The 15,141-nt window shown below is 71.0% G+C and carries 12 protein-coding genes and 1 riboswitch; of the genes, 8 read left to right on the forward strand and 4 right to left on the reverse strand.

Annotated elements, in window-relative coordinates:
- The first annotated feature begins 65 nt into the window (after positions 1-65).
- The 6 genes from AC3WRT_RS16925 to AC3WRT_RS16950 all read left to right on the forward strand — a co-directional run bounded on the left by AC3WRT_RS16925 (position 66) and on the right by AC3WRT_RS16950 (position 7,170).
- Positions 66-812, forward strand: a complete 747-nt coding sequence (locus tag AC3WRT_RS16925; protein ID WP_492724014.1) for an EcsC family protein — start codon at positions 66-68, stop codon at positions 810-812.
- A gap of 108 nt (positions 813-920) precedes the next feature.
- Positions 921-1,655: a YkvA family protein gene (locus AC3WRT_RS16930; RefSeq protein WP_492723993.1), complete on the forward strand. Its 735-nt coding sequence runs from the start codon at positions 921-923 to the stop codon at positions 1,653-1,655.
- Positions 1,656-1,796: 141 nt separating this feature from the next.
- Positions 1,797-3,224 (forward strand): DUF4192 domain-containing protein, encoded by a 1,428-nt coding sequence (locus tag AC3WRT_RS16935; protein WP_492723995.1) that lies wholly within the window; start codon positions 1,797-1,799, stop codon positions 3,222-3,224.
- 59 nt (positions 3,225-3,283) lie between these two features.
- Positions 3,284-3,400: riboswitch (SAM riboswitch) on the forward strand.
- A gap of 15 nt (positions 3,401-3,415) precedes the next feature.
- Positions 3,416-4,669 (forward strand): homoserine O-acetyltransferase MetX, encoded by a 1,254-nt coding sequence (metX, locus tag AC3WRT_RS16940; RefSeq protein WP_492723997.1) that lies wholly within the window; start codon positions 3,416-3,418, stop codon positions 4,667-4,669.
- A gap of 91 nt (positions 4,670-4,760) precedes the next feature.
- The gene (locus AC3WRT_RS16945) at positions 4,761-5,159 is read left to right on the forward strand and encodes a universal stress protein (RefSeq protein ID WP_492723999.1); all 399 of its coding nucleotides are present in this window, start codon (positions 4,761-4,763) and stop codon (positions 5,157-5,159) included.
- 340 nt (positions 5,160-5,499) lie between these two features.
- Positions 5,500-7,170 (forward strand): RNA polymerase sigma factor, encoded by a 1,671-nt coding sequence (locus tag AC3WRT_RS16950; protein WP_492724001.1) that lies wholly within the window; start codon positions 5,500-5,502, stop codon positions 7,168-7,170.
- An 86-nt stretch (positions 7,171-7,256) separates the two neighbouring features.
- Here the strand turns inward: AC3WRT_RS16950 and AC3WRT_RS16955 are convergent, their stop codons facing one another.
- The 4 genes from AC3WRT_RS16955 to AC3WRT_RS16970 form a co-directional block, all read right to left on the reverse strand.
- Positions 7,257-8,099, reverse strand: a complete 843-nt coding sequence (locus AC3WRT_RS16955; protein ID WP_492724002.1) for a class II glutamine amidotransferase — start codon at positions 8,097-8,099, stop codon at positions 7,257-7,259.
- A gap of 111 nt (positions 8,100-8,210) precedes the next feature.
- The gene (locus AC3WRT_RS16960; RefSeq protein ID WP_492724004.1) at positions 8,211-10,520 is read right to left on the reverse strand and encodes a transglutaminase TgpA family protein; all 2,310 of its coding nucleotides are present in this window, start codon (positions 10,518-10,520) and stop codon (positions 8,211-8,213) included.
- Positions 10,517-11,761, reverse strand: coding sequence for a DUF58 domain-containing protein (locus tag AC3WRT_RS16965; protein ID WP_492724007.1), 1,245 nt, complete (start codon positions 11,759-11,761; stop codon positions 10,517-10,519). The genes AC3WRT_RS16960 and AC3WRT_RS16965 overlap by 4 nt, the downstream gene beginning before the upstream one ends.
- A 16-nt stretch (positions 11,762-11,777) precedes the next feature.
- Positions 11,778-12,749 carry an AAA family ATPase gene (locus AC3WRT_RS16970; RefSeq protein ID WP_492724015.1) on the reverse strand — a complete coding sequence of 324 codons (972 nt, stop codon included), beginning with the start codon at positions 12,747-12,749 and terminating at the stop codon, positions 11,778-11,780.
- Positions 12,750-13,300: 551 nt separating this feature from the next.
- Between AC3WRT_RS16970 and mraZ the strand changes: the two genes are divergently transcribed.
- Together mraZ and rsmH are read left to right on the forward strand one after the other, a co-directional pair.
- Entirely contained in the window at positions 13,301-13,732 is a 432-nt protein-coding gene (mraZ, locus tag AC3WRT_RS16975) for a division/cell wall cluster transcriptional repressor MraZ (RefSeq protein ID WP_492724009.1), read from the forward strand.
- Between the two features lie 355 nt (positions 13,733-14,087).
- Entirely contained in the window at positions 14,088-15,092 is a 1,005-nt protein-coding gene (rsmH, locus tag AC3WRT_RS16980) for a 16S rRNA (cytosine(1402)-N(4))-methyltransferase RsmH (protein ID WP_492724013.1), read from the forward strand.
- Positions 15,093-15,141: the final 49 nt, after the last annotated feature.

The following is a 15,141-nucleotide window of genomic DNA, read 5'->3' on the forward strand; positions in this document are numbered from 1 at the left end:
TCGGCGCCGAACCGGACAGCCGCGCACGAGGAACGTCACACGAAGGAGCTGAGCCGGTGGGCATCATGGGTTGGGGCAGGCAGGAGACCGTCGAGGCATCGGACGCGACCGCCGCGCAGCTGCGCACGGCGAAGGACGCCGGTGCGCTCGAGCGTGCCGCCCTTCCGGCTGAGGGAGGGCTCTCCGGCGCCGCGACCCGGCTCGTCGAGCGGCTGCTCGACGTCGGGATCGACGGCAAGGGGCCCTTCGACTCCGCAAACAAGGTGGCCGCGGCCGCCCTCGCCAACGCCCGGGGCAACCGCGACCTGGCGCTACGCACCATCGCGCGCGACCATCGCCGGCTCGGCGCCGTCGGCGGTTTCGCCACGGGTCTCGGCGGCTTCTTCACCATGCCGATCTCCCTGCCCGCCAACGTCCTGGAGTTCTACCTCCTCGCCACGCGCATGACCGCGGCCACGGCCGAGGTGCGCGGCTACGACATCGACCAGCCCGAGATCCGGTCGGCGATCCTGCTCACCCTCGCCGGCGCCGACAGCGAAGACCTGCTCAAGAAGGCCGGGCTGGTGGCCGCCGGTGGCAAGCTCTCCTCGGTCGCCTTCAACCAGCTGCCGGCACCGGCCCTGATGGTCCTCAACAAGGCCATCGGCTTCCGCCTGCTCGGACGCATCGGCCAGAGCACCTTCGCCCGGCTCGGGCGGGCCGTGCCCGTCGTGGGCGGCCTCATCGGCGCCGCAGTCGACGTCTACATGCTGGGCCGCGTCGGCAAGCAGGCGGCCAAGGAGTTCCCGCCCGTCGAGACCTTCGGTCGCTGACGGGGCGGGCAGCGGGTAGGCCGTGACCATGAAGACTGCGCGCATCACCGTTCGGCATCCCCGTCAGCCACCGGGAATCGTCGGCACCACCCGATCGTTGGGCCGGGCATGAAGCCCGCGTCCCGGATCAAGATGGCCGCCACCGTCGCCTCGGTCGTGCGTGCCTCCACACGCCCCGGCGCGCCCGGCGTCAGCGAGCGGGTCCAGGCGGTGCCGCGGCTGGTGCGCGCGACGCTCGACGGCACGTATGCCGGCACCACCCTCAAGCGGCTCGGCCTCGTCGCCGGCGCCGTCGCGTACGTCGCGTCGCCGATCGACCTGCTGCCCGAGGCTTTCCTGCCGATCATCGGAGCGGCCGACGACGCCGTCGTCATCTCATGGGCGCTCAAGGCCTTCTTCGAGGAGACCGACCGCTTCCTCGCCTGGGAGGTCGGTCAGGGCGTGCGCCGTTTCCGGTCCGCTGGTGGGCGCTGGTCGCGGCCTGGTGGTGCCTCGTTCGACGCCTCACGGGCCACGGTGCCGGGGGATCCGGTCAGCGCCTCCGACGCCTCGGACGCCCCTGGCGGCCACGCCCCGGGGTCAGGGGCTGGGGCTGGTGGCGGCGACGATGCGCTGCGCCGCGACCGGGACGCGACCGGGGCGGCGGCACCCGGCCGCATCCTCGAGCGCGTCATCCGGATCACGGGCGCCGGCCCGGGCGCCGCGACGCGTGCCGCGACGGGTGCCGCGACGGGTGCCGGGACGGGCGGCGGCCGCGCCGACCGCGTGAAGCTGCCAGAGGGCATGCGCCAGGCGGCGACCGACTACGTCCTGGAGTCGGTGCGCAAGCGTCTGGAGCGCTGACCGGCGCTCCGCCTGTGGGGTGATCCCGGGCGGCGCGGTTGTCGCCATTCGTCGTCCACACCCCTTCGCGACGGGCAGCGGCGGTCCACAGGCGCGGGCTGGGGTCTGCCGGCCGGCGTCCCCGACCCTGAGGCTCGGAACATGCCGAAGATCTCCTTGTCCGGGCCAGCCGACCTGCTGACCATCATCCCCTTCCACCTGGGCTTTCAGCCGGCGCGCAGCGTCGTGGTCGTGTGCTTCCACGGCAGGCGCCTGGGCTTGGTGGCGAGGCTGGACCTCGTCGACGCAGACCTCGCCGTCGAGGCTGCGGCCGGCATCCTGCCGACCCTGCTCCAGGGCGACCCGTCCTCGGTGGCGCTCGTCGGCTTCGAGGACGACCGCGACGAGTCGCTGGCGCTGATCGAGGCCCTCGCATCAGGAGCGGAGTCCGAGCGGGTGGTGGTCCGCGAGCGCCTCGTCGTGCGTGACGGGCGTTGGTGGTCGGTGGGCTGTGACTGCTGTCCCGAGGAGGGTCGGCTGCTGCCGGAGCAGGCTGATGTGCCGGCGGTCGCCAGCTACGTCGCGCTCGGGCACGCGGTGCTGGCCGACCGCGAGGAGCTCGCGAGAGTGGTCGAGCCGCTGGCGCCGTCCGGGCCGCGCCACGACCTCGCCCTCGCCGCGATCGCGGACTGGCAGCGCCGGTACGAGGCGGCCGGGGGGTCGGTGTCCGGTGAGCACGACCAGCCGACCGGTCGCCGATGCCCCCGCAGGCTCGGCCGCGCGCCGAAGGTGGAGCTCGGGGTCCTCGACGGCGGTGACCCCAGCGCGCGGCAGTTCCTGGTCAACGACGCCCTCGTCGCCTGGGGAGGGGTGCTCCACGGAGAGGTCGAGGGCTACGGCATCGAGCACTGGCTGCCCTCGCTGGTCGGCCCCCTGCGTGACCTGCGGGTGCGCGACGCTCTCCTCGGGTGGTTGTGCCCGGGGATGGTCGATCCCGCTGACGTGGCGGACGAGGTCGTCGTCATGCTCGAGCTCCTGCTCGGTCGCGGGCTGCGGCTCAGGACCGAGCAGGACCAGCACGGTCATGCACAGGATGCGGGCCGGTCCAGGGCCGGAAGCGGACCTAAGAGGCCGGATGACGAGAGTCCCCTCAGCGGCACCGAGGTCGGGGCACGACTGCCGGACGCCGACGTCGAGGAGCTGCGTGCCCTGTACAACCTGCTGGACCGCGACGCCTCCGGGATCGGTGGCCGAGGCGCACGCGAGGACACGGATGACGACCACGGTGGGGGTCCGGGACAGGCGATCTCTCCGACGCCGGCTGGGGACGGTGAGCGCTGGAGTGACTGGGAGAAGGCGGCGACGCCGCGTCTGGTGCTCTCGCGACTTGAGCAGGTGTGCCGGTTGACCCCGGCCGACCATGCGGCGCCCCTGCTCTCCGTCGTGGCCGCCGTCGCATGGTGGAGTGGCGACGGGGCCAGGGCCGGGGTCGCGGCCGATCGCGCCCTCGAGCTCGATCCCGACTCCCAGCTCGGCCGGGTGGTCCGTGACTCCCTCGACGTCGGGATGCGACCGCCGCGGTGTGCCTGACGTCCATGTCGTGGACCGCCGGACCCGCTCTCTGTGAGCCCTCGCGTATGGTTGGGGCAGGTCATGAGCACCAGTGACAAGCCCCGGCTCGCTGGTCGGCAACCCTCCTTCGCGGTGGGGTGCCCCGGGTGAGGACCCGGCCACACCCAGATCCCGGGTGTGTGCAAGCGCGAGTGTGGAGGAGCACCCCCATGACTGTCATCCATCGGAAGCACGGCACGCGCCGTCCCGCGCGCCTCGCGACCGCTGGCGCTGCCCGGGCCGACGGCGACACGACGTCGGCCGTCCACCCGGGTGTGGGGCACGAGCCTCCCCGGCAGGTGCTACCGGACGGCGCCTGGCGTGAAGGTGGCCCCGTCGGCCGCCGGCAGTTCGCGGCCGTCGGTGACCTCGAGCTCGAGCGCGGTGGCACCCTGCCGGGGGCCCGCATCGCCTACGAGACCTGGGGCCGGCTCAACGAGGCTCGCGACAACGTCATCCTCGTGGAGCACGCGCTGACCGGCGACAGCCACGTGGTCGGCGAGGCAGGGGAGGGACATGCCTCCCCGGGCTGGTGGAACTCACTCATCGGTGCCGGCGCTCCCGTCGACCCGGACCAGTGGTTCGTCATCGCCTCCAACGTGCTCGGTGGGTGCCAGGGCAGCACAGGTCCCTCCAGCACGGCGCCGGACGGCCGCCCGTGGGGGAGCCGGTTCCCCTACGTCACGGTGCGAGACCAAGTGGCTGCCGAGCGGCTGCTCCTCGACCGGCTGGGCATCCGGCGAGTGGCCGCCGTCGTCGGCGGCTCCATGGGCGGCATGCGAGCCCTCGAGTGGGCCGTGACCCACCCGGACGACGTCGACCGTTGCATCGTGCTCGCCTCGACGGCCTACGCCACTGCCGACCAGATCGCCTGGTGCCAGCCGCAGCTGCTGGCGATCCGCAGCGACCCTGACTTCGCTGGGGGCGACTACTACGCGAGCGACCGGCGGCCCGACACCGGTCTCGGCCTTGCGCGCCGGATCGCCCACATCACCTACCGCACGGAGGCCGAGCTCGACGGGCGGTTCGGGCGCCAGCCACAGCGGAGCGAGGACCCGTTGCGGGCGGGCGACCGCGGCCGTTTCGCCGTCGAGTCCTACCTCGACCACCACGCGTCGAAGCTGTCGCGGCGCTTCGACGCCAACTCCTACGTCGTGCTGACCGAGGCGATGAACTCCCACGACGTCGGCCGCGACCGCGGCGGGCTGCGGGCGGCGCTCTCCCGCGTCACCGCGGACTGCACGGTCGTCTCCGTCGACACCGACCGGCTCTACCCCCCACGGCTGTCGGACGAGCTGCACGCGGCCCTGCCTTCCTCGACTCGCGCGCACATCACCTCCGACTTCGGTCACGACGGCTTCCTCATCGAGGAGCAGCAGGTCGGCCGCATTCTGCGCGACGCTCTGGAGGCGCAGGACCGCTGACCTCCGGGCCCTGCGGAGCGATGCGCCGGACGGCTCGGGATCGGGTACGGTGCGACCACTGGTTGTTTCCGTCCCAAGGAGGTCCGGGAAAGTGGCCATCGTCGTCGGTTATGTCGCCACCAAGGAAGGTCGAGCGGCTCTCAAGCGTGCCGCCGAGGAGTGCGTCCTGCGTGGCGCCAAGCTCGTCGTCATCAGCTCCCACCGCGGAGGCAAGGACTTCGACGCCAAAGAGGCCAGCCAGTTCGAGACCGAGCTCTCCCGCGTCCAGGCGCTCCTCGAGGAGAGGGGCCTCGAGCACGAGGTCCGTCAGCTCGTCCGCGGCAACGACCCTGCCGAGGACCTCATCTCAGTGGCCGAGGAGGAGAACGCCGACTTCATCGTCATCGGGCTGCGCCGGCGCAGCCCCGTCGGCAAGCTGATCCTCGGCTCGAACGCGCAGCGGATCCTGCTGGACGCCAGCTGTCCGGTGCTCGCCGTCAAGGGAGACTGAGCGCTCCGCGGCCGCCTCGCACGGCGTCGCGCCTGCGCAGTCCGGTCCACGGCAAGAGGGCCACCGGCACAATGGCAGGCGTGGATTCGGTGTCCGTTCGCGCAGACGACGCCCGCCGTTTTATAATGGTGCAGTACCGGATCGCACAAGGCACACCGAGAGATCGACACAGGGATCGACTCCAACCGGCCAAGCCCCTCCGGCACCTTCCCCCATTCTCGTTCGTTGTGATGGTGCATGCCCGGCAACCGGCGCGATCATCTGACGAGACCTGCCACGAAAGGCGACTGCATCCGTGCCCAAGGCAACAACCCCTGGAGCTCCCAAGACCCTGCCGAAGGTGTTCCAGCACGAGGCGATCATGCAGCTCCTGGTCAAGGGCAGCACCAACGGAAGCATCACCGGCACGGAGATCGCCCGTGCCCAGGTTGATGCGGGGCTCGACCTGAAGCAGATGAAGCCGGTCCTCACCACCCTCGAGGCCCACGACATCGAGATCGTCGTCGACGCGCCACACTCCAGCACGACGAAGAAGACCCGAACAGGGACCAAGGGAGGCACTGTGGCCACCGCACGAAGCAGCACCGCCGCGGCGACGAAATCCGCCACGCGGACCACGACCGCGACCACCAAGACCACGGCCAGGAAGGCGCCCGCCGCGGCGGCGCCTGCCGAAGACGCGCCGGGCACCGAGCGCACGGCCACCAAGGCTGCAGCGGCGCGCACGACCAAGAAGGCCGCGACGAACGCCGGTGTGTCCAAGGCCGCGGCGAAGCCTGCCACGAAGCGGACCGCCGCCACGAAGACGGCCGCCAAGGCCCCGGCGAAGAAGGCTGCGACCGCGGCCGACGGCGACGCACCCAGCGCTGACGACGGCGACGTCGAACCGGACGACGCGCCGGTGGGTGAGCTCGAGGACGTCGAGGTTCCCGCCGAGGCAGTCGAGGCCGTCGAGGGTGCGGACGACGCGGAGGAGTCCGAGGAGGGCGACGACGTGACGCCGGCGACCGCGGCCAAGACCGAGGAGACCGAGGAGTCCGGCTTCGTCATCCGAGACGACGACGAGGACGACGCCCCTGCCCAGCAGGTCGTGACGGCCGGTGCCACCGCCGACCCGGTCAAGGACTACCTCAAGCAGATCGGCAAGGTCGCCCTGCTCAATGCCGAGCAGGAGGTCGAGCTCGCCAAGCGCATCGAGGCCGGCCTGTTCGCCGAGGAGAAGCTCAACTCCGGCGACAAGATCGACATGAAGCTCAAGCGCGAGCTCTGGTGGATCGCGCAGGACGGCAAGAAGGCCAAGAACCACCTGCTCGAGGCCAACCTGCGACTCGTCGTGTCACTCGCCAAGCGCTACACAGGCCGCGGCATGCTCTTCCTGGACCTGATCCAGGAGGGCAACCTGGGCCTGATCCGCGCCGTCGAGAAGTTCGACTACACCAAGGGTTACAAGTTCTCGACGTACGCCACCTGGTGGATCCGGCAGGCCATCACCCGTGCCATGGCCGACCAGGCGCGCACCATCCGCATCCCGGTCCACATGGTCGAGGTCATCAACAAGCTGGCCCGCGTGCAGCGCCAGATGCTCCAGGACCTGGGCCGTGAGCCCACCCCGGAGGAGCTCGCCAAGGAGCTCGACATGACCCCGGAGAAGGTCGTCGAGGTCCAGAAGTACGGTCGCGAGCCGATCTCGCTGCACACGCCTCTCGGTGAGGACGGCGACAGCGAGTTCGGTGACCTCATCGAGGACTCCGAGGCCGTCGTCCCGGCCGACGCCGTGAGCTTCACGCTCCTTCAGGAGCAGCTGCACTCGGTGCTCGACACGCTCTCCGAGCGTGAGGCTGGAGTCGTCTCCATGCGGTTCGGTCTGACCGACGGTCAGCCGAAGACGCTCGACGAGATCGGCAAGGTCTACGGCGTCACGCGTGAGCGCATCCGCCAGATCGAATCCAAGACGATGAGCAAGCTACGTCACCCGAGCCGCAGCCAGGTGCTGCGCGATTACCTCGACTGACGGTCCGGCTCACCACATCGCGCAAGCCGCAGGTCAGGTGCCCATCGGGCGCCTGACCTGCGGCATGTCCCGGGGTCGCCCAGGGTTCAGGCGGTGCCGGCGGGTACCAGCGGCTTGAACGGGTGGATCGTCTCCTCACCACCGTGGATCAACACGTAGCTCGCCTCCGGGACCTCCTGCCAGGCGCCGCGCAGGTCACCCAGTGGTTCCGAGACCACGAGGCGCGCATCGTCGGACAGCAGGTGCAGCTGCGGCATGTCGGGGTACTGGTGGCGCAACGTTGCCACGTCGGTGCTGTGGAAGAGCGACCGCGAACGCCCCTCGCTGGAGTAGCGGAAGGCCCATGTGGTCGCTCCGTCCGTCGTCGCGATGGTTCCCTGCATCGGGAACCCGATGCCGTGGCGCATCGCCGACTCCTCGACCACGCCCACCGCCCGGGCGACCGCCGTGGGAGCGTCCTCGGCCAGTCCGAAGGTCAGCGCCAGGTAGAAGAGCATCTCCGAGTCGGTGGTGCCTTCCAGGTCCGCGAAGAGGTCCGGATCCATCGCCAGCGCGAGGTCACGCTTCATCGCGTGGAACCCGTCGATGAAGCCGTTGTGCATCCATAGCCACGACCCCTTGCGGAACGGGTGACAGTTCGTCTGCTGCACAGGCGAGCCGATGGCGGCACGGATGTGGGCGAAGACACGAGGCGACCGCACGTGGGCCGACAGGTCCCGAAGGTTCCGGTCGTTCCATGCCGGTTCGATGCTCCGGAAGACCCCCGGCGTGTCCCGCTCCCCGTACCACCCGACGCCGAACCCGTCGCCGTTGACGGGCTCGGCGCCCATCGTGGAGCTCATGCTCTGCACGATGAGTGAGTGTTCGGGCTTGTAGAGCAGATCCTCCAGAAGCACCGGGGAGCCCGAGTAGGCAAGCCAACGACACATGAGAGCCTCCGATCAGTTCCCTCCATGGCACACCCGTCGCCAGGGCTGCGAATCACCCCTCGGAGGTGACATGACCGGTCGACCGGAGCGCGGCCGCCGAGCGGGCCCCGGTCAGCCCGTCCGGCGGGGGAGACGGCTCGGCAGCGAGCGCCAGAACGCGACGCCGGACTCCGGCCAGAGGAAGGACCGGACGCGGGTCTGCCAGGCTCGCGTGCGCCCGACCTGGCGTCGGATGGAGCGGATGTCCTCGTGCAGGCGCATGGCCTCCTGCGCCGACGTGCGTTCGGGCCTGTCGTAGCGCGACTTCTCGAGCGTCGCCGTGACGCGTGACATGGCCGTGGCGTTCTGGTCGTCGAGATGACCCTCGGTGACATAGCGCTCGCGCAGCTGTCTGAGCGTGACCCCGTCCGGCGCGCGCAGGCCCAGGTCGCCGAGGTGGGAGGTGAGCTCGTCCCAGTCGGCCTCGATGAGGTCCTGCTGCGTGGCCGCGGCCCGTCGGCGGCGCACGCGCAGCAGCCAGGCGGTGATCGGCATGACGAAGGCCGCGAGCAGCCCGACGAGCACGGCCACGAATGTAGCGACGTTGCGCCAGGTGAATGCGTGGCCCACAGAGTCCATCAGCGACTCCTGCGGCCGGACCGGGGCGGCGGTCGGCTGCGCCGTGGTCGTCGGCACGGCCACGGACGCCGAGCCCGACGTGGACTCGGTGACCTCTCGGCCACCACGTGAGGAGCCGGCGTCCGACCCGACGACGGAGTACGGCGGTGGCGTGCCCGAGCGGACGCCCGGGGTGGGTTCGAACCGGAGCCAGCCGTAGCCCTGGAAGTAGAGCTCGGGCCATGCGTGGGCGTCGCTCGCGCGCACGACGTAGCGCTCGTCGGAGAGCTGCCCGGGCAGGAAGCCGATGGCCATCCGGGCGGGGATGCCCTGCGCGCGCGCCATCATGATCATCGCCGTGGCGAACTGCACACAGTAGCCGTGGCGGGTCTCGTAGAAGTTCTGGATCGGCTCCAGCAGTCGTCCCTCGGAGTCCCTCAGCGGCTCACCCAGGTCGAGCGAGTAGGTGTAGCGGCCGGTGTCACGCAGGTGGTTCTGGATGGCGATGGCCTTGTCCAGCGGGTTGTTCGCTCCGCGGGTGACCTCGTCGGACCACCGCTGGACGAGCTCGCGGGACCGGTCGGGGATGCTCAGGTCGTCGTCGGTGATCTCGGGGGAGTCGGGCCTGCCGGACTCACGCAGCTGTGCGGCTGACGGGGCGAGGTCGGCGTAGGTCACGCGGTAGCTGCTGACAGCACGACCGACACGGACGTCGCGCGTGACCGGGTCGATGGTCCACGGGGTGCCCTCCATCGCGACGGCGACCACGGGGTAGGGAGCCGCGATGCGTGGAGCGGACAGCGTGTTGTCGGTGACTGTGATGACGTAGTCACGGCGCTGGGAGGGCGGCGGCAGCGGGGCGGGGTTGTCCGGGCGCGCACCGGTGGGTGCGGCGGTGCTCCACTGGCCGCGGGAGTAGTAGGAGGTCGCGAGCACCCGCAGCGGGGCCCGGGTGAAGCCGGTCGTCGTGTACGTCAGGACGGGGGACTGGTCCTGGTTGTTGAGGCTGCGGGAGAGGTCGAGGGTGTCGTTGAACCCGACGGATCCTTCTCCGCCGCCCTCACCGGCCCGCCCGAGGCCCTCCGTGAGGTAGCGGGGCGGGAAGTGCGGCACGACCGCCGGGACGAGTAGCGCGACGACGACGCCGATGGCGCCGAGCCGCAGGGCGCCGACCGTGAAGGACCGCAGCGCGTCCCGGTCGTGGGCGGCCTCGTCGATCTCGCTGCGGTCGGCAGCGCTCGTGGTGCCCCAGCGGCCGAACTGCGCCCGCGCGGTGGTGTGCAGCATGACGAGCCACAGTACGACCGGGACGACGAAGTAGCGCAGCGCGAGCGCCGACTGCCCATTGGCCGCGGTGATGAGGTATGCCGTCAGCAGCGGCAGGCCCGCGGCCGCCGGGCTGCGCCAGGTGGCGGCCAGGGCATCGACGGCGATCGCGACCACGGCGGTCGCCACGAGCAGGCAGAAGGAGATCCCGTCGTTGAGCGGGGCCGGGGCGGAGTAGCGCTGCACCGTCTCGAGGGCCTGCAGCCCGAGGGAGTTGGCAGCTTCGACGGTAGAGGGGGTGGGGAGCAGCAGCGTGAACGTGTCGCCGGCCCAGCCGGCGAGGAGGACGTATGCCGTCACGAGCACCTGGGTGACCACCACCAGCAGCCGCGACCTGGTGAGGCCACGCGCCACGAGCCCGAGTCCGGCGACGAGCGCGATGACGAGGACGGCCGACGGCAGCCAGCTCGCCTCGGAGAACAGGCTGGTGATGGGGTAGATCGCCGTCAGCGTGGCCAGTGCGGCGAGCAGCGTGATCCTCCAGCGGCGCCGGCTCATCGACGTCCTCCCACGGCGGCAGCGGTCAGTAGGGCCCACACGTGGGCGATGGCCTCGTCCCGGTCGACGGGCACGGCGCGCCAGCCGGCCAGGCGTAGGGCGTCGACGTGCGGCTCCACCGCGTCGGCAGCGGTCGGCCCGAAGCTCCGGGCGTCGAGCACCAGCGCGAGCCCCGTCGTGCCCGGTTGGCGCAGGCTGGCCACCCGTGAGGTGACGTCACTGCCCAGGGGGCCGACGATGGCGACGAGGAAACCGCCTGCAGCAGCCAGGGCCTGCACGGCCCGGAGGATCTCGTTCTCACCGGTGTCGTCCCGGGTGCTGGCGACGGCGAGCACGTCGAGGATCTCGTCGGGAGCCATGGTCTCGGCCGCACGGGAGGTCTCGACGGTCTCGGCGCAGACGAGGTGGACGGCATACCCGGACTCGCACAGATGGACGGCCACCGACGCCGCCGCCGTGACCGCCCACTCGAATGAGCTGTCCGGACCCGTGCCGCCGTGGGCCGACGGCCTCGGGTCGAGGATCACGACGGCACGTCGCTGGGCGGGGCGGTCCTCCTGACGCACCATGAGGTCGCCGGTGCGTGCCGTCGCGGGCCAGTGGATGTGTCGCAGGTCGTCACCCTCGCGGTACTCGCGGATCGTCACGTCGTCCTCGCCGTGCAGGGCGATCAGGTGCGCCTGCTCGCCCTCGGAGCCGACACCGGCGCTGGGCTGACGGTTCGCCGACAGCGGGTGCACGGCCGGGAGCACGACGAGATCGGCCCGGCCCTCGAGCACCGCGTTGCGGTTGGCGAGGCCGAAGGGATCCTGGACCTGCACGCCCAGGGGCCCGAGGTGGTGGCGGCCGCGCAGGTGGGAGCGCACGGCGTAGTCGATGGTGCGCACGCGCCCCGGGGGGATCCTGCCCACGACGAAGCGGGGCCGGTCTCCGAGGATGTAGTCCAGCCGCTCCTCCGCCAGGAAGATCGGCGTGGTGTTCGTCGAGACGTTCTCGAAGGAGAGGGCGACGTGGGCTTCCTGTCCCACGCTGATCCGCTCGGGGTGCGTGTGCCGCTCGATGCGCATCCGCGTCTTTCGGGTGCGCACCAGCACGGCGGAGACGACGGGCAGAGCGACGAGCAGCACCCCGAAGCGGGTCAGGTCGCGGAAGCCGAAGATGATGCCGGCGAGGACGAGGACGGTGCCCGAGCCCATGAAGGCCCTGCCCCTCGTGGTCAGGACGCTGCGTAGCGAGCGCATGGCCGCGTGCCTGCGCTCAGCGGGCTGCGGGCGGCACCGGGACCTGGCGCAGCAGGTCGGTGACCACGTCGCCGGTGGTGCGGCGGGCGAGCTGGGTCTCGCTCGAGGGCATGAGGCGGTGGGCGAGGACCGGACCGGCCAACACCTGCACGTCGTCCGGGATGACGTGGTCGCGACCCTCCAGCGCGGCATACGCCCGCGTGGCCCGCAGCAGGTGCAGGGCTGCTCGCGGGGAGGCGCCGAGCCTCAGGGCCGACGTCGCGCGGGAGCGGCCCACGAGGTCGACGACGTACTGGCGGATCGCGGGGCTCGCGTGGACCTGGCTGACGGCGTGCACGACGCGGTTGATCGTCTCGGCGTCGGTGACGGGCGTCAGGGCATCGAGCGGTGAGCTGGCGCCGTGGCTCTCGAGCAGCTCGAGCTCAGCGCTCGGTGAGGGGTAGCCCATCGAGATGCGGGCCATGAAGCGGTCGCGCTGGGCCTCGGGGAGGGGGTAGGTGCCCTCCATCTCGATGGGGTTCTGCGTCGCCATGACGATGAAGGGGGCCTGCAGCGGGTAGGTCGTGCCGTCGACGGTGACCTGGCGCTCCTCCATCGACTCGAGCAGCGCGGACTGCGTCTTCGGCGACGCCCGGTTGATCTCGTCGCCCACGACCACGTTGGCGAAGATCGCGCCGGGACGGAACTCGAAGCGGCGGGCGTCCTGGTTGAAGATGCTGACACCGGTGACGTCGCTGGGCAGCAGGTCAGGCGTGAACTGGATGCGGCGGACCGTGGCGTCGATGGAGCGGGCGAGCGTCTTCGCGAGCATCGTCTTGCCGACGCCCGGCACGTCCTCGATGAGCAGGTGCCCACCGGCGAAGAGCACGGTCACGGTCGTTCGCACGACGTCGGGCTTGCCTTCGATGACGCTCTCCATGGCGCGCATGAGCCGGTCTGCCACCTCGTGGATCAGACCGAGGTCGGCGGCGCCGGTCGAGGGGCCCATCGCGGGGCTCGTCGATGTCGTCGTCTCGAGCCCGGTGTCCGTGGTCGTCACGCTGTCCTCCGCTGGTCGTCCCCATGTCATGGCGCGGTCCCGCTCGTGGCGAGGCGCGCGATCCGTGACGCGATCTTCTCCCATGGACCCTCGACGCCGATAGTGCCGCCCGGGTCGTGACCCGATGGAGACCTCAACGGCACCCGAGAGCTTGCTGTGTGCGTTCCCACTTTCCTCCACCTCCAACGTCCGGGTCCGCCGTTCGGTTCGTTCTCACCTGCTCTCAACCGGTTCTGACCCACCGGTGAGCACACGACGCGTGGCCGGAGGCGCGCGGCGCTTGCTGTCCTGGGCTCCTGACGCCTCGTCCGTCCGCTGCTCCGGCCCTGGTAGCCGCGACCACTCCACTTCGCTCCACCGGTGCTGACCTGCGACGACGCGGAACTCGCCGCGTCGAAATGGGGCAAACTTCAGTGCAAGTGGAGTGAAGTGGAGTACGGTGGGGCTTCAAGGAGTCAAGGGGACTGCCCGCGGGTCGACAAAGGGGGAGGTGGCGGACCATGTTTCTCGGGACGCACACCCCTCGACTCGACGAGAAGGGCCGGCTGTTCCTGCCGGCGAAGTACCGCGAGCGCATGTCGGGCGGCCTCGTGGTCACCCGAGGGCAGGAGCGGAGCCTGTTCATCTACCCGATGGACGAGTTCGTCAAGGTCGCCGAGCAGATGCGCCAGGCGCCGACGACGAGCAGGGCGGTCCGCGACTACATGCGCGTCTTCCTCTCCGGCGCCTCCGACGAGATCCCCGACAAGCAGGGCCGCTTCACCATCCCGGCCACCCTGCGCCAGTACGCCGGGCTCGACCGTGAGGTGACCGTCATCGGGGCCGGCTCACGGCTCGAGGTCTGGGACAGCGGCGTCTGGAACGCCTACCTGGAGCAGACCGAGCAGAGCTTCGCCGACACGGCGGAGGAGGTGATCCCCGGGCTCTTCTGAGCCCGGCCGCCGCTCGCCACAGCACCGACCCCAGTACTACTTCTGGACCAGCCCAGCGACCACCACCTGCGTGCCGGCCTCCAGCCGCTCCGCTCCCGGGACGACTTCCCCCGTCTCGGGCGAGGCAGCGGATGGGGACCAGCCCCCAGGTGGGCGACACCACCACAGACCATCCGACCGGCACCTGATCAGCACCCCTCCACCTGGTCACTGCCACTCCGGCCGTCCGGCCGATCCACACCACCACCCTGACGGGGATCCCTATCCGCCGTCAGGTCACAACAGGCACACCAGCCCCGTGCATCACAGATGCACCAGCAGGGGCCTCAGCAGCACGAGCGTGGGAGGGACGCACATGAGCGATCGAGGACCGGCGCAGGGTCGCCATGTCCCCGTCATGCGCGACCGGATCCTCGAGCTTCTCGCGCCCGCCCTCGAGCAGCCCGGCGCCGTGCACGTCGATGGCACGCTCGGCATGGGTGGGCACGCCGAGGGCGTCCTGGAGCGGTTCCCGCAGTGCGTGGTCGTCGGCATCGACCGGGACCGCGAGGCCCTCGCCCTCTCGGGGGAGCGGCTCGCCCGCTTCGGCGACCGCTTCCGCCCGGTGCACGCCGTCTACGACGACATCAAGGACGTCGTGGCCGGCCTCGACGTCCCGGCCGTCCAGGGCATCCTCTTCGACCTCGGGGTCAGCTCGCTGCAGCTCGACGAGACCGACAGGGGCTTCGCCTACCGCGTGGACGCGCCGCTCGACATGCGCATGGACCAGTCGAGCGGCAAGACCGCCGCCGACGTGCTCAACACCTACTCCGTGGAGGACCTCACGAGGATCCTGCGCGACTACGGCGAGGAGCGCTTCGCCCGCAAGATCGCCAAGGCGATCGTCCACGACCGGGCCATCGAGCCCTACACCTCCTCCGGCCGCCTCGTCGAGATGCTCCGGCGGGTCATCCCGGCGGCCTCGCAGCGCCAGAGCGGGCACCCCGCCAAGCGGACGTTCCAGGCCCTGCGCATCGAGGTCAACGACGAGCTCGAGGTCTGGCGCCGCGCCATCGACGAGGCGATCGACGTGCTCGCCGTCGGCGGCCGGATCGCCGTCCTGTCCTACCACTCGCTCGAGGACCGTGCGACGAAGCGCGCCTTCGCCGCCGGCGCCACCTCCAGCACCCCTCCCGGTCTGCCGGTCGAGCTCCCGGAGCACGCGGCATACCTCTCCCTCGTCACCCGAGGCGCGGAAGCGCCGGGAGACGACGAGGTGACCACCAACCCACGGGCCGCGTCGGCCCGACTTCGCGTCGCAGAGCGCGTGCGCGACACCACCCCGCATGCCAGCAGGACCACGAAGGGAACCCCCCGATGAGCCAGATGACCGCTGCGGCCCGGCCGCTCCGCGCCCCCCGACGTGGCCC

This window comes from Terrabacter sp. FW104-15G4B (genome assembly GCF_058790095.1).